The organism is Enterococcus sp. DIV0806c, from assembly GCF_051710905.1.
In the GTDB taxonomy this organism is placed as follows: domain Bacteria; phylum Bacillota; class Bacilli; order Lactobacillales; family Enterococcaceae; genus Enterococcus_B; species Enterococcus_B mundtii.
This window is the reverse complement of record NZ_JBIOLO010000001.1, coordinates 2,540,454-2,557,749: the sequence shown is the minus strand read 5'-3', so window position 1 is coordinate 2,557,749 and position 17,296 is coordinate 2,540,454. Positions and strand designations below refer to the sequence as shown.

Below are 17,296 nucleotides of genomic sequence, written 5' to 3'. Positions count from 1 at the left end.
ACAATGTGGTGGAAAAATGCAGTTTTTTATGAAATCTATCTCGCTTCTTTTGCAGATAGTAATGGCGACGGGATGGGGGATATCGATGGTGTTAGAGGAAAGTTGCCTTACCTAAAAGAATGTGGCATCGATGCCTTATGGCTCACACCATTTTATCCTTCGCCAAGAGTCGATAATGGGTATGATGTTTCGGATTATTGTGCGGTTGATCCGCAATATGGGTGTTTGGAAAACTTTCGATCACTTTTGGAAGAAGCACATGCATTATCGATAAAAGTCATTATTGATGTGGTTTTGAATCACACATCAACGGCACATCCGTGGTTTATCGAATCCAGTGCGAGCCAAGCGAGTGCAAAACGTGATTGGTATATTTGGCGAGACCAGTCGAATAATTGGGAAAGCTTTTTTGGTGGCAGTGCTTGGAAGATGGATCGCCGAACCAATCAGTATTATTATCACAGTTTTGCAGAAGAACAGGCGGATCTGAACTGGCAGAATCCTGAAGTGAAGCAGGCGATCTATGATGTCTTGTCTTTTTGGCTGGACATGGGTGTGGATGGGTTTCGTTTTGATGTGATCAATAATCTAACGGTGAGTGATACTTTTACAGATAATCCTAGGGATGAAGAGGGGAAACAGGTGCATCTTTATGATGTCAATCAGCCTGGAGTGATGCCAGTTCTTAAAGAAATGAATCAATGGCTCAAAACAGTCGATCCGAATATTTTTACAGTGGCTGAGATCAGTTCGGATCAGTTATCGGTGATTTCAAGTTATGTGGAGGAAGCATGCTTCGATACGGCGTTCAACTTTAATTTAGGAAGTATTGAAACGTTGGATCTAACGACATTGACCCACGAATTTCAAGAGATGAATGCACGTAAACATCTTCCAACTTTATTCTTTAATAGTCACGATATGAGTCGTTCGTGGAACCGGTTGGCACAAGAAGATCGTGAGACGTATGAATTGTTGTCTGTCTTTCTGTTGATCAATCGGGGTGTGCCTTTCTTATTTCAAGGAGAAGAACAAGGGGTAAGCGATTTTTATCCGACCCATATTTCAGAGATTCGCGACATCCAAGCGAAGAATAAATACCATGAACAATGTCTCTTTGTAGAAATACGACAGGCACTTTCAGCCGCCAATGAAGTGAATCGCGACCGTTCCAGGGGGATGATTCCTTGGGGAGAAAGTCAACGACTTGGGTGGATCGGGACGAGCCCAAAAAATCCAGAAGGGGAACTGATTTCTTCTGTCTATCAAGAATTGATTCGTTTGCGTAAAGCGGAGGGGCCTTTTCAAGAAGTTACGAATATTCAGTTGGAAAAAGGATGTATACGGTATCAAGTAGAGCATTTATCCGTAGTGCTGAATTTTAGGGAGTCATCTGTAGAACAGAATATCTCAGAAAACGTTCAAACGATTTATGGCAAAGGGATGCTTAGTGAGGATCGTAAATGGGTCAACGTGCCATCAAAAAGCTGTTGGATTGGAAAGGAATAGCAATGATCAAAATAAAAAATTTAATTGAAGATTATCGAAAAAATAAGCCTGAACAAATGAAAAAAGCGGAATTTTTGACATTTACAGGTGTGGGGACGAAGGATGTCTATAACATTACTGCACCTTTTGAGTTAGCGGGAGAAGTCGTATTAGCTGGGCGTGTGGAAGCTAGAGAGAGCGAAGATTCTACCGTCTACTTGTTTAGAGAAACAGCTAAAAATACGTGGGCAAAGATTTCTGATGGCATCGAATTACCATTACAAGATCCTTTTTATACGGTGATCGACGGGAAAGTGATTTTAGGTGGGGTGGAAGTTGTTTTCTTGCCAGAAGGACAGGCGCAATGGCGGACCATTTTTTATCACTTAGAAGATACAGCAACTGCCCACCACTTATTTGAAGGACCATGGGGAATGAAAGACTTACGGTTGAAGCAATTGTCAACTGGTGAAATTTTAGTCATGACACGTCCACAAGGAGAAAAAGGCGGTCGTGGCAAGATTGGTGCTTGTCTGATCGATCAGTTGGCTGATCTATCGATCCAAAAAATCGAAGAAGCGCCATTGTTAGCGAATCAATTTTCTGAGGAAGAATGGGGCGGTGCCAATGAAATTTTTGAGATTGATGGAGTGATTTGGGTTTTAGGCCATATTGCGAATTTTGATGAGCAAGGTGATCGCCATTATTATGCGATGTGTTTTTCTTTTGATCGCAGAAACCATGCAATGAAGGATGTGCGCATCCTTGCGGAAAGAAAAGATTTTGCTAAAGGACCGGCGAAACGCCCTGATCTTGTGGATGTGGTCTTTAGCGGAGGATTGGACCTGTCTTCTGAGCATGGTGTTTTATATGCCGGGATCAGTGATGCAGGCGCGCAAAAATTAAAAATCGAAAATCCATTTAAGTAGAGGTAAATACAGATGAAAATAGACCGTTTTAATGAAAATCCATTGATTACACCGGAAGATATCAAACCGTTACACGACGGATATGAAGTGATTGGTGCATTCAATGGGGGTGTTGCGTACTATCAAGGAGAAGTCTTACTCTTATTAAGAGTTGCAGAACGACCAATCTCGGAAGATCCAAAGGTGATCAAAGCGCCTGTTTATGATCCAGCAACTCAAACGATGGAAATCATATCTTTTGATCGTGACGATGAAAGTTATGATTTTGAAGATCCACGAATGATCCGTAAAAAAGATCAATTAGATCGCTTTGAATATTTGACTTCTTTGTCTTATATTCGGATTGCCCGGAGTAAAGATGGACATCATTTTACGATCGGCGAAGATGCGTTCTTGTACCCGTTTAATGAATACCAAACGTACGGCATAGAAGATGCGCGTTGTATGCAAATTGGCGATACCTACTACGTCAATTTTAGTTCTGTCTCACCGATGGGTGTTTGTGATTCTTTAGTTTCAACGAAGGATTTCAAGTCCTATGAAGATCTAGGCAACATATTTGCGCCAGAAAATAAAGATGTGTTGATTTTTCCAGAACAAATCAATGGGAAGTACTATGCGTTACACCGTCCGTCGCTAAAAAGTATTGGGAATTATGATATCTGGATTGCGTCTTCACCAGATTTAGTGAGTTGGGGGAACCACCATCATCTGTTAGGTGTTCGAGAAAATACGTGGGATAGCGGTCGGATCGGCGGCGGTCTAGTGCCTATCAAAACGGAACAAGGTTGGTTGATCATCTATCATGGCGCAACCGCACAACATCGCTATTGTATGGGAGCCGCACTTTTAGATTTAGAAGATCCAACCAAAGTGATCGCGCGCAGTCATCAGCCAATCATGGAACCAGAAGCGGATTATGAAAAGAATGGTTTCTTTGGGGATGTTGTCTTTGGCTGTGGGGGATTACTTGATGGCGATCAGTTGACGATGTATTACGGTGTAGCTGATACATCAATGGCTGGTTGTACCCTTTCGATCAATGAGATTTTAGATCAAATGAAAGAAGAACGTCCATGAGCTGGCAACAAAAATATCAAGAATGGCTAAATGAAGGATCTTTAGAAGAAGCGATGAAAGAGCAATTATCGGCTCTTTCTGACTCGCAAGAAATCGAAGATCGCTTTTATCAGTACTTGTCCTTTGGCACAGGTGGGATGCGCGGGGAACTCGGAGTCGGTACGAATCGGTTGAACAGTTACACGATCAAACGCGTTGCTTTTGGTTTAGCTACTTATATTCGTGAAAAAAATGCAAGCCAACAAGGCGTAGTGATCGCATTTGATAACCGTCATGGCTCAAAGGAATTTGCTGAATGGACGGCGCGAGTATTAGCCAGTCAAGAGGTCAAGGTATATTTATCTGATTGTTTACGTCCAACACCGCAATTGTCTTTTCTTGTTCGCCATTATCAAGCGTATGCCGGAGTGATGATCACGGCTAGTCACAATCCAAAAGAATACAACGGATTTAAAGTTTATGGACCAGACGGTGGGCAGATCACTTTAGAAACAGCAGAGAGACTGACAGAACTTTTAGCACATGGACCCAATGAGTTGTCGATTGAAGCAGACGCGTTGTCTGTTTATAGAGAGGCTCAGCGGATTCATCTTTTTGGTGAAGAAGTCGACACTCTTTATTTAGAACAGTTGACGGCAGTCATTCAAAATAAAGAAAACATCCGACGATTTGGCTCGCAACTTAACATGATCTATACGCCATTACATGGAGCTGGAAATATTCTTATGCAAAAAGCATTTGAGCAACTAGGATTTGCTAATCTCCACGTCATAAAAGAGCAAGCGTTGCCTGATCCAGATTTTTCAACAGTAGCGTCACCTAATCCGGAAGATAAAGAGGCTTTTGCGCTGGCATTAACAGAAGCAAAGAAACAGGAGGCACAGTTGATATTAGCAACGGACCCAGATGCAGATCGTTTAGGTGTCGTGGTTTTGAAAGACGGAGAACCAGTATTCCTTACAGGGAATCAAATCGGGGCTTTATTGCTGGACTACTTGATTCGAAGCAAACAACAGAACCAACAATCCTTGACGAACTTCTTTATAGCCAAAACGATCGTCACTTCGGAACTAGGTGCAAGAATTGCTCAAGCACATGGGATCGAAACGAGAAATACGTTGACTGGGTTCAAATTTATCGGGGAACAAATCCAACAAGCAGAAGAACAAAAAGGGAAAGATTTTTTGTTTGGGTACGAAGAAAGTTATGGCTATCTGATCGCCCCTTTTGTTAGAGACAAAGATGCGATCCAAGCGGCGGTATTATTAGCAGAAGCAGCGTTAGACCGTCATTTATCAGGGCACGATTTGATTGATCGCTTACATGAACTGTATGAAGAATACGGCTACTATGAAGAACATTTGGAAACACAGATTTTTTCCGGAAAAAATGGAATCATCCAAATGAACCAACGACTGGATCGTCTGAGAGAACAATCATTTTCGCACTTAGGAGAGTTTGTGCTTTCCTGTACAGAAGATTACGCTACTTCACTAAGAACGACGCCAAATCAACAATCATCTACGATTGACCTACCCACTTCCAATGTCTTGAAGTATATATTCATAGATGGTTCATGGTTCTGTCTACGACCATCAGGTACAGAACCGAAGTTTAAGATTTATTATTCAGTGAAGGATAAATCTCAACCTTCTGCACAAGAGAAATTGCTTCGCTTGCAGAAGGAATTTCAGAAACTATTGGATAATTTATAAACAATACGAAAAGCCAAGCTAGACTTCTGAACGGAAGAGTCGCTTGGTTTTTTTTGTAGAAAGAATTAAGTGACTTTAAATATTCAAACATAACGTTGTTAGTATGGAAATCTAACATACATAAAAATTAATGGACAATTAGAGAAGAGGAAAGTTTTCTTATTGATTATAAATTGTTATCTAATGACTAGACATTTACGCTCTGTTTATTATTTATTTTGTTATTATAAATCAGGAATAAATATGTATATATTTGTTTTTTTATCTTTTGTATTCAATGATATAAATAATTTTTTGAATAGTAATTCAAAGTGGATCGGTTTGTGAAGAATGATATCATTAATAACATATCTAATAACTTCAGCTAGACAGATGATTCGATTTGTCTAAAATCAGCGGGTATCTAATTCTTAATTTTGATTGACATAACAATCTATCGTTTTGTTCATAACGTTATGACGTGTGTGAATTGTAGATTCGGTTGGTTGAATAGGAGAGAATACAGCCTTTTACCTTCAAAATAAGTATTTATAATCATTTTATAGTTAGAAATTTCTGACTTATTCTTTCTTTACGTAAATCATTGCACACTTTCTTTTACTAAAAAAAATTGGTATCAACGAGAAATGATTCGCTTAATAGGCAGTTTGATTTGTAGTTTTTTTATACATATATATAGGAAGAAAGTTCTTTTTCAAGAAAATAAAATAGCATATTAGTCATTAATCTCCTTCTTTTTTTCACTAAAATACTCGTATTATAGGCGTATATATATGGTGTGTGATTTTATATATGAGAAAATACTCATCTACAAACCCGTTTTCTTTGTGTTATTTAAACAACGATTATATAGTGGGGTGAAGGAGGTTATTTTAAAAATGAAAAAAGTGTATAGAGTTCCATTCAATTATTTAGCTGTTGTTATGTTGTTGGTAGCGAATCTGCTGCCTGTGACGAGTGTGTTTGCTGAAGGGGTGGCACCACCGAATGAGAATGTATTCGACTCTCCAAGTTTATCGATCAAAGCAGATGCTGAAGCGAATACGGAGAACCAGCAATTAGTGGATGTGACGTATGAAGTGACGAACAAAAGTGAGGCACCCATCAATCAGTTGATCATCCATCAAAAAAATGAAAACGATACACCTGTTAAATTTGATGAGCAAACACTAAAAAATAATCAGAAGTTAGTCGAATCAACCGATCCAATCGTTTCGTTTGAAAAGATGGAAAAAGCAGAAGGAACCCAATTACGAATTGGTACCCTTCAACCAAATGAAACAAGAAAACTTTCCATCACCGGGGAACAAACGAATCGATCCGTGGATCAATTAGCAGTTGAAGTCAAACAGTCAGAAAAACAATTAGGGGAGCTCAAGCTCAACTTACCCAGAAAAGAACTTGCACCAACTAGCACTACCTCATCACCTATACAAGAATCTACCGCACAACAAGAATCATCGACACCCAGTCAACCAATCAAAGAGCCAACTAAAGAAACAACGACAGCACCAGAAACAACTGTGCAAACAGAAGAAACACAAACAGAAGAATCACAGCCAACAAGTGAAGAAACAGAGGACCCCGACCCTGGATTACCTCAAGCACCTATGGCTCAAGGTCCTCGACTTGCGCCGACACCAGGACGAGGCTTCGAAAAGCCAATCTATAATAGTGTGCACAAAGGCGAACTTTTTTCTACAGGAAATACTAATCTAAAGATCCTTGATGAAAAAGAGTATCGAGCAAATATTTTCTTGAATACTAAAGCGCCTAGTAGTGGCTATTCGATCAATAACTTTGTTTTAGAATTTGCTGATGTAGATGGCGACCCGACAACATATAATTCTAGTCGCGCATATATCGATTTAGATGGTGCGAAAGAGATTGCATGGGCGGGGTTATTTTGGAGTTCTTCTCGTTATAAAGGCCCTACATTTGGCACAAATCTTTCGGATGAAGAAATCAGTGCACCAGTCAAATTTACTACGCCAAATGGCACATCACAAAGAGTTGCCCCTCAGTATTATCATCGAATTGACCAAGATAAAACTGATCCTGGACAATACTTTGGCTATAACAATACAGGCTTTTCAAATTATGCAGATGTGACATCGATCATTCAAGGAGATGGCAGTGGAACTGGTGGCTATACCTTAGCTGATATCCCTATGACAAAAGCGCTAAACCAGAAAGCTCAATACTATAATTTCAGTGGCTGGAGTCTATTTGTCGTAACAAAAGATCAAGCAAAACATTCTCGAGCATTCAATGTTTACTACGGTGCTAGAGGAAATAAAGCTGGGACAAATAATGAGTTTGTCATGAAAGATTTTATTACAGCCAAACAAGGAAAACTAGAACCTATTGTCACCTGGTTCACTGTACAAGGGGATAAATTGTTTACTGGTGACAATGCGCAAATCAAAAATAGTGCAGGAACTTTTGTCAATATCATCAACACGATCAACCCTGTAGGAAATGTGATGAATGCCACCGTTTCTGATAACGATCAACATATGGTGGACAAGTATCCTGGACAGTTCAATCCAGGACATCCCAACTTTTTGGATATCGATATCGATCGGCTTTCTCTACCAGAGGGGCTGATCAGTAATGGCCAAAATCAAATCAGTTTCAGAACGACTAGTATTGGCGATGACTTCTCTACGAATGCTGTCGGTTTCTCTGTCAATGCTGAGATTCCCGAGCTAGAGATCAATAAAGAAATCGTGAATCCTAAAGAGACCTACAAGATCGGAGAGACAGTCACCTATCGTGTACACGTAAAAAATACAAAAGAAAATTCAGAAGCCGTCAATACGTTGTCTAAGGATGTCTTAGATAGCCGTTTGGATTATGTTCCTGGCTCTTTATCAGTCGTGAGTGGTCCCAATGCTGGTCAAAAAACTGATGCTTCTGGCGATGATCAAGCAGAATACACAGCAGCTAACCGGGCAATGACTGTTCGTGTTGGTGAAGGCGCAAATGCTACAACAGGGGGCAGTTACAAAGGAACGACGACTGAAACAGTGTATGAATTCCAAGCGAAAATCAATGGTACAGCTGTTGCCGAGCAATTGATCCCCAATCGTGCAACTGTGCAAGGGACAGATGCAGCAACCAATACAGCACTTGAAAATCAATCGAATGTGGTTGAAGTAAAAGTAGAAAAAGAAGAGTTACCAGGAAAGATTGAAAGCACGAAAACGGTCAATAACCAATCGCCGAAGCTTGGTGAAGAAATCGACTATACGATCAACTTTAAGAATACGGTAGAAAATGGTGTGCTGAATCAAGTGACGATCACGGATAGCTTGCCTAAAGGCTTGACGTATGTCGAAAATAGTATCGCAAGTAGTGGCAATGATCCTAAACCAACATCAATGACTGTAGTGAATGGAAAAGTAACTGCTGTATATCCAAAAATCACTGATACAGCTACGCGATCAATCACTTTTAAAGTCCGTGTCAATGAAGACGCCGTTGCAGGACAAGCGATCATCAATCAAGCAATCGTCGACGATGACGTGAACCCACCGATTGAACCTGAAGTTCCTGTGACACCTGTTGAAACACCAGGAGAATTGGAAAGTACGAAAACGGTCAATAATCAATCACCAAAACTTGGGGAGGAAATTGAATATCGTATCACTTTTCGCAACAAAATAACTAATGGTGTTTTAAGCGAAGTGACAGTAACAGATAATTTACCAAAAGGCTTGACCTATGTGGAAGGTAGTTTGACCAGCGAAGGGGATGATCCCCAACCGACCAATCTAAGTTACAAAGACGGTACGATCACCGCTGAATATGGCAAGATCAGTGATACGAAAACACGCACGATCATCTTTAAAGTGAAAGTCAATGAAGAAGCGAAGGTCGGCGAACCGATCATTAATAAAGCAACCATCGATGATGGAACGAATCCGCCAGATGAACCGGAAACCCCAGTGACACCAGAAGAAACACCAGGAGTATTGGAAAGCAATAAATCGGTGAATGATCAATCACCGAAACTAGGAGACGAAATCGAATATCGTATCACTTTCCGCAATAAGATCACAAATGGTGTCTTGAAAAAAGTAACGATCAAAGATACCTTACCAAAAGGCTTGACCTATGTGGAAGGTAGTTTGACTAGCGAAGGTGACGATCCCCAACCGACAACTCTGACTGCTAAAGACGGTACGATCACGGCCGAATATGGCAAGATCAGTGATACGAAAACTCGTACGATCATCTTTAAAGTGAAAGTCAATGAAGAAGCGAAGGTCGGCGAAACAATCGTCAATAAAGCAACGATCGATGACGGCACGAATCCGCCAGATGAACCGGAAACGCCAGTGACACCAGAAGAAACACCAGGAGTGTTAGAAAGTACAAAAACAGTAAATGATCAATCACCAAGAATCGGTGATGAAATCGAATACCGGATCACGTTCCGTAACAAGATCCAAAATGGTGTCTTGAAACAAGTAACGGTGACAGACAACTTGCCTAAGGGCTTGACGTATGTGGAAGATAGTTTGACTAGTGAAGGCGACGATCCCCAACCGACGAAGTTAGTGATGGAAAATGGGAAATTGACAGCCGAGTATGGGACGATTTCTGATACGAAATCCCGTACGATCATGTTCAAAGTAAAAGTGAATGAAGAAGCAAAGGTTGGTGAACAAATCATCAATAAAGCAACGATCGATGATGGCACGAACCCACCAGATGAACCGGAAATACCTGTCACACCTGAAGAGACACCAGGAGAGTTAGGAAGTACGAAAACGGTCAACAATCAATCACCAAAAATTGGGGATGAGATCGAGTACCGCATCATGTTTCGTAATAAGATTCAAAATGGTGTCTTGAAGCAAGTAACGGTGACAGACAACTTGCCTAAAGGTTTGACGTATGTCGAAGGTAGCTTGAAAAGTGAAGGAAACGATCCAAAACCGACAAAATTAATAATGGAAAATGGAAAGTTGACTGCCGAGTATGGCTCAATCACTGATACCAGTACTCGTACGATCGTCTTTAAAGTAACTGTCAACCAAGAAGCAAAAGCGGGTGAAACAATCGTCAACAAAGCCTCAATCGACGATGGCACGAACCCACCAGACGAACCAGAAACGCCAGTCACACCAGTAGTGACACCTGGTCAATTAGAAGTAACAAAAACAGTTAACCATCAATCACCAAAAATCGGTGACGAAATCGAATACCGTATCAGCTTCCGTAATAAAGTAACCAATGGAGTCATCGACCAAGTAACGATTACCGATACGTTGCCTAAAGGCTTGACGTATGTCGAAGGCAGTTTGACGAATGAAGGTGCTGATCCGCAACCAACTAGCTTAGAGATAGAAAACGGGAAAATAACCGCTGAATATAGTAATATCACCGATACTACTGTACGTTCACTTGTCTTTAAAGTGAAAGTCAATGAAGAAGCGAAAGTTGGCGAGCCAATCGTCAATAAAGCAACGATCGATGATCATATCAATCCGCCGGACGAACCAGAAACACCAGTGACGCCAGTGGAAACCCCGGGAGAGCTAGAAAGTACGAAATCGGTCAATCATCAATCACCAAAAATCGGTGAGGAAATCGAGTATCGTATCAACTTCCGTAATAAAGTCACTAATGGCGTATTAAATCAAGTGACAGTGACTGACAAGTTGCCTAAAGGGTTAACTTATGTGGAGGGGAGTTTGACAAGCGAAGGGGACGATCCACAGCCAATAAATCTGACAGCAAAAGATGGAACGATCCTCGCAGAATATGGCAAGATCAATGATACAAAAATTCGCTCGATCGTCTTTAAAGTGAAAGTCAATGAAGAAGCAAAAACAGCTGAAACGATCATCAATAAAGCAACGATCGATGATGGCACGAATCCGCCAGACGAACCAGAAACACCAGTGACCCCAGTGGAAACCCCTGGTGTATTAGAAAGTACAAAAGTAGTGAATGATCAATCGCCAAAACTTGGGGAAGAACTCGAATACCGCATCACCTTCCGCAATAAAGTGACGAATGGTGTGTTGAACCAAGTCACAGTAACGGATAATTTACCAAAAGGCTTGACGTATGTGGAAGGTAGCTTGATGAGTGAAGGGGATGACCCACAACCAACAAGCTTGACTATGGAAAATGGCAAATTGGTTGCCGAATACACAGGGATTGCCGATACGAAAGTACGCTCGATCGTCTTTAAAGTGAAAGTCAACGAAGAAGCGAAAGTCGGCGAAACGATCATCAATAAAGCGAACATCGATGACCATATCAATCCGCCAGATGAACCAGAGATTCCAGTAACTCCAGAAGAAACACCGGGCGAACTGGAAACAACGAAAACAGTGAATCATCAATCACCAAAACTTGGGGAAGAAATCGAATACCGCATCACCTTCCGCAATAAAGTGACGAATGGTGTCTTGAACCAAGTCACCGTAACGGATAACTTGCCTAGAGGCTTGACCTATGTCGAAGGTAGTTTGACGAGTGAAGGGGATGACCCCCAACCGACAAGTTTAGACTACAAAGACGGTACGATCGCCGCAGAATATGGCAAGATCAGCGACACAAAAGTACGCTCGATCGTCTTTAAAGTGAAAGTCAACGAAGAAGCGAAAGTCGGCGAAACGATCATCAATAAAGCGAACATCGATGACCATATCAATCCGCCTGATGAACCAGAGATTCCAGTAACTCCAGAAGAAACACCGGGCAAACTGGAAACAACGAAAACGGTGAATAACCAATCGCCAAAACTTGGGGAAGAACTCGAATACCGCATCACCTTCCGCAATAAAGTGACGAATGGTGTCTTGAACCAAGTCACCGTAACGGATAACTTGCCTAGAGGCTTGACCTATGTCGAAGGTAGTTTGACGAGTGAAGGGGATGACCCCCAACCGACAAGTTTAGACTACAAAGACGGTACGATCACCGCAGAATATGGCAAGATCAGCGACACAAAAGTCCGCTCGATCGTCTTTAAAGTCAAAGTCAACGAACAAGCGAAAGTCGGCGAAACGATCATCAATAAAGCGAACATCGATGATCATATCAATCCGCCAGATGAACCAGAGATTCCAGTAACTCCAGAAGAAACACGGGGAGAACTGGAAACAACGAAAACAGTCAATAACCAATCGCCGAAACTTGGGGAAGAAATTGAATACCGCATCACCTTCCGCAATAAAGTGACGAATGGTGTCTTGAACCAAGTCACCGTAACGGATAACTTGCCTAGAGGCTTGACCTATGTTGAAGGCAGTTTGACGAGTGAAGGCGACGATCCACAACCAACAAGTCTAGGCTACAAAGATGGCACGATTACCGCCGAATACGGCAAGATCAATGATACAAAAGTGCGTTCAATTATCTTTAAAGTCAAAGTCAACGAAGAAGCGAAAGTCGGCGAAACGATCGTCAATAAAGCAACCATCGATGATCATATCAATCCGCCTGATGAACCAGAAGTACCCGTGACCCCAGAAGAAACACCAGGGAAATTAGAAAGTACAAAAACGGTCAATAAGCAAAAAACAAAGGTTGGTGAGGAACTCGAATACCGAATCACCTTCCGCAATAAAGTGACGAATGGTGTGTTGAACCAAGTCACAGTAACGGATAACTTGCCTAGAGGCTTAACCTATGTCGAAGGTAGTTTGACGAGTGAAGGCGACGAGCCACAACCAACAAGTTTAGGCTACAAAGATGGCAAGATCACCGCAGAATATGGCAAGATCAGCGATACAAAAGCTCGCTCAATCGTCTTTAAAGTGATAGTGAACAAAGACGCCGTATCAGGGAAAGAAATCTTGAACATTGCCACAGTGGATGACCATGTGACACCACCAGATAAACCAGAAGTACCAGTGGTTCCTGAAGATCCAGATCAACCAAAAGTTCCAGATGGTAAACTGGTAAGTGAGAAAACTGTTAATCAGAAAACAGTAAAAATCGGAGAGGAACTTGAATACCGGATTAGTTTCCACAATACAGTAGAGCATGGTATCTTGAATCAAGTGACTGTCACCGATAAGTTACCGAAAGGTTTGACGTATATTGAAGACAGTTTGACAAGTGAAGGCGACGAGCCACAGCCGACAAGTCTAACTTACAAAGACGGTACGATCACCGCTGAATATGGAAAAATCAGCGACACAAAAGTTCGTACGATCGTCTTTAAAGTGAAAGTGAATAAAGAAGCGGTGGCAGGGAAAGAAATCTTGAACATTGCTACAGTGGATGACCATGTGACACCACCAAGTGAACCAGAAGTACCAGTCATTCCGGAAAATCCAGATCAACCAGAAGTTCCAGTCGTTCCTAATCAACCGAATAAGCCAGACGTACCAGTTGTACCAGAAAAAGAAGTACCTAACCGACCAGAGCCTAGAAAACCTGCTCCAAAGGAAAAGGAAGCAAGAAAGTCATTTCTTCCTAAAACAGGCGAAGCAGTTTCTTATACGCTGATCGCTTTAGGTGGTATCCTAGTAGTAATCGTATTGGTCGTGGCAGTAAAGAAAAGAAAACAATGATTCGCCAGAACGTAAAAAACTGAATAACTGAACTGTATTTAATTTGTAGCAACCTTAATTCAGATGATTGGTTACTCTATCTTTTTTTCGATAGCAAATTTAGCAGAGACCGTCCTCCAAATAGGTGAATAGCAATATTTGGAGGGCTGTTTTTATAGATTATTTGATACTACTTGATTTAAAAAAAATGGGGAAAAATTACTGTCAAGTTCAAAAATTGCACTAAATTATGAAAAAATATGGACTGCTTAATCCTTCTTATTCCTGTTAAAATAAACTATAATAAAGTAAAAGTCTGTCGTATTATCTCAGTGTTTGCTAGATATTTTCACTTAACGTTAGTTATTAGTAGTGGATCAAAGCACAAATATGAGATAAATAATTGTTATTACTTTATAAAAATTATTATTTTTTTAACAAAAAATTCATAACTAACATGTATCTTAATAATAACTAAAGAAAAGGATGTAAGAAAATTGAAAAAAAAGTCTACGTATAAATTAGTTTCATTTGTATTTCTTTCACAAATGTTACTAACTACGCCTTTACAAGTATTAGCAGATGAACAAGTTTTTTCTGCGGATCAACCAGTAACAGCGGAAGCACAAACAGAAACAACGACGGATTCGTCTGATACTACAGGTGAAGGTAACACAACAGATACAACAACGGATGGTTCAGAGGAAACAACGCCACCGTCTACTGGTGATTCAAGTGAACCAACCACACCTGACACTTCAGAACCGACGGAGCCAAGCACACCGGAAGAGACAAAACCAACAGAGCCAGCGAAACCAACAGAACCGACGAAGCCGACAGAGCCAACACAGCCGAGTCAGCCACAAAAACCAACGTCACCATCAACTGGCGGTTCTACTGGAGAAACACAACCAACTACACCACAGCCGAGTCAGCCGACACAACCAGTGACACCACCAGCTGCACCTGTGGCACCAACGCCTGCTCCTGCAGCGTCAGTTGCTCAAGAGGTACGTCAACCTTCTGCAACTACACCGATCCAAGATCTTGTACCATCAAGTCAAGAAACGGATGAAGGATCGATCCATTTTGAAAAAGATGAATCAGTTGAGAGCTTCATTCGCAAAATCGGTGAATCTTCTCGAGAAATCGGGCAAGAACATGATTTATACGCATCAGTAATGATCGCCCAAGCGATTTTAGAATCAGCTAGTGGACAAAGCCAGTTGGCGCAAGCGCCTAACTACAATCTTTTTGGGATCAAAGGTACACACGAGGGCAATGGCGTGACATTTGCCACACAAGAAGATGCTGGTGATGGTACATTATATACGATCCAAGCAACATTCAGAAAATATGCCAACTATGAAGAAAGTCTTGAAGACTATGCTAAATTAATGACTGAAGGCTTGACTGGAAATAGCGAGTTCTATTCAGGTGCTTGGAAATCCAATGCAGAAACTTATAAAGAAGCAACAGAATTTTTAACAGGTCGTTACGCAACAGATACAAGATATAACGAAAAACTAAATGGTCTGATCGAAACTTATGATTTAGAACAATATGACAAAGAAGTTGCCGGACCTGAAGTGAATAAAGAAGGATATATCGTGCCCTTAAGAAATTATACGATTTCTAGCCCATTTGGTCCTCGTGGTGGTGAATTCCACCGTGGATTAGATTTTGCAGCACCTCAAGGGGAGCCAATCTATGCTAGTAAAGCAGGTACTGTGATCAAAGCAGAATTCCATCCTTCATGGGGAAATTATGTTGCCATTGAACATGAAGATGGCACAACAGCGCTTTATGCTCATCAACAAGAATACGTCGTGAAAGTTGATGATGAAGTTGAACAAGGACAAATCATTGGGTTTGTCGGTTCTACTGGTAATAGTACCGGCAGCCATCTGCATTTTGAGATCAGTCGTGACAACAGCTTATCTCAAGCGCAATTGATTGATCCAGCAACTGTTTTGTTTTAATTAGTGATAATGAAAAAATGCCATTGGAAGGGGACTCTTTCAATGGCATTTTTATTTTACTTAATTAGGCTCTTCGACAAGTAGTGTTGGTGAGTTCAAATTAGAAGAATTTCATCGAGAATCAATCGAAGCAGAAATAGGCTTCGATTGATTCTTTTTTGTTCTGGATTGATCTTGGAAAACTAAGCCTTGAATCAAGTAAATGCGGTCACGAAAATGGAGGAAATTACGGTAACCATAAGCGACACGTTTAATGACTTTGATTTTATTATTTGTCCCTTCTAATGCTCCGTTACTATAGGGTGTTTTGAAGGCATTTTCGATTCCTTTTCTATATTTATTTAAGAAAGTGAGCTTCTTGCGAAACCATTCAGGAAGCTGCGCGTCTAAAGTATTCACCACTTCAAAAAAGTAGTTTGTATCTTTTTGTTTATAGTGATACAGAAGAAATTGACAGGTGTCATAAGCCAGCTTCAATGTGGAATCATAGCTTAGTAGTTCATCGAGTGTGGTTTTTTCAGTCATCGGTCGCTTAAACGAATAATCATAACGGTAGTGTGAGCTATCTAATAGATAAGAATCCTTTAGAAATAACTTCCAGTAACGTTTGAGTCGTTTGTACTTCAGGTGATCTTTCTTGCGATAAGTATTCATGATTTGAATCCGTAAATGATTCAATGCCCGTTGGATATGCTGGATAATATGAAAACGATCCGTGACAATTTGTGCATGGGGAAAAATACTTTTGGCTAATTCAAAATAAGGAGCGTTCATATCCATGACGATATATTGAACATTCTCTCTTGCTTGACGGGTATAGCGAGAGAAAAAGGTGCGTAGATAAGCGAGTTTGCGACTTTCAAGAAGACCAAGAATTTGATTCGTTTGGCCATCCATGAAGATAAAACTCATTTTACCAACACAAGATTTCATCGCTTTAAATTCATCAAAGCAAAGAACAAAAGGCAAGTAGTCAAAGCGGACTTTCAAGCTCTTCACAGCGGCTTTCATGATTCGTAAAATCGTTACATCCGATACGAAGTATCGTAGAGCAATGTCTTTTCTACTGGAGTTGGTCGCTAATTCTGCCATGATTTTTCGTTTCAAGTCGACAGAAATCGAACAATTTCTATCGACTAAAGAAGTTTCAGACGAGAAAGTTGAGCCACACTCTTTACACAGAAAGCGAGTTTTCTTAAGATTGAAGACAGTTTTATGTGAATGAATCGGTAATAATTGAATGGTGGTTTGATGCGTACCATATTTAATCACTTGTCCTTCATTTTTAATTCCACATTTTGTACAACAAGTGGGAGTGTAATCTAAGCGTCCATGAATCACGTAGGTGGTAATACCACCTTCTTTCTTTTCAGAAAGCCATTCTGTAGGGAAAATAATATTTTTATCTGTTAAACCGAGTAATTTTTTAGTATGATAGTCCATGGAGATATCCTTTCTTGATGAGTTTGTTTTAGTCGACTTAATTCTATCAATTTGGATATCTCTTTTTCTATCTTTTTTTTCAAAAAAATAATGTTAGCAGAAAACAAAATTGTTTTCCACCAACACTAGAT

Annotated in this window: 7 protein-coding genes; 6 read left to right on the top strand and 1 reads right to left on the bottom strand. The window is 40.6% G+C overall.

The annotated features are described in order from the left end of the window. The first annotated feature begins 3 nt into the window (after positions 1 to 3). The 6 genes from IGK77_RS11925 (at position 4) to IGK77_RS11900 (ending at position 15,722) form a co-directional block, all read left to right on the top strand. The gene (locus tag IGK77_RS11925) at positions 4 to 1,509 is read left to right on the top strand and encodes an alpha-amylase family glycosyl hydrolase (RefSeq protein ID WP_438713209.1); all 1,506 of its coding nucleotides are present in this window, start codon (positions 4 to 6) and stop codon (positions 1,507 to 1,509) included. Then, positions 1,464 to 2,417, top strand: coding sequence for a DUF1861 family protein (locus tag IGK77_RS11920; RefSeq protein ID WP_438713208.1), 954 nt, complete (start codon positions 1,464 to 1,466; stop codon positions 2,415 to 2,417). Before IGK77_RS11925 ends, IGK77_RS11920 begins: the two co-directional genes overlap by 46 nt. 12 nt (positions 2,418 to 2,429) lie before the next feature. Next, positions 2,430 to 3,497, top strand: a complete 1,068-nt coding sequence (locus tag IGK77_RS11915) for a BtaManbiosPhlase (protein ID WP_074799809.1) — start codon at positions 2,430 to 2,432, stop codon at positions 3,495 to 3,497. Next, on the top strand, positions 3,494 to 5,212 hold the full coding sequence (locus tag IGK77_RS11910; RefSeq protein WP_074799810.1) for a phospho-sugar mutase: 1,719 nt from the start codon (positions 3,494 to 3,496) through the stop codon (positions 5,210 to 5,212). The genes IGK77_RS11915 and IGK77_RS11910 overlap by 4 nt, the downstream gene beginning before the upstream one ends. An 878-nt stretch (positions 5,213 to 6,090) precedes the next feature. Then, entirely contained in the window at positions 6,091 to 13,761 is a 7,671-nt protein-coding gene (locus IGK77_RS11905; protein WP_438713207.1) for an isopeptide-forming domain-containing fimbrial protein, read from the top strand. 476 nt (positions 13,762 to 14,237) lie between these two features. Then, positions 14,238 to 15,722 (top strand): peptidoglycan DD-metalloendopeptidase family protein, encoded by a 1,485-nt coding sequence (locus IGK77_RS11900; RefSeq protein WP_074799811.1) that lies wholly within the window; start codon positions 14,238 to 14,240, stop codon positions 15,720 to 15,722. A 111-nt stretch (positions 15,723 to 15,833) separates the two neighbouring features. Here the strand turns inward: IGK77_RS11900 and IGK77_RS11895 are convergent, their stop codons facing one another. Then, positions 15,834 to 17,165 carry an ISL3 family transposase gene (locus tag IGK77_RS11895; protein WP_074799812.1) on the bottom strand — a complete coding sequence of 444 codons (1,332 nt, stop codon included), beginning with the start codon at positions 17,163 to 17,165 and terminating at the stop codon, positions 15,834 to 15,836. Between the last annotated feature and the right edge of the window lie 131 nt (positions 17,166 to 17,296).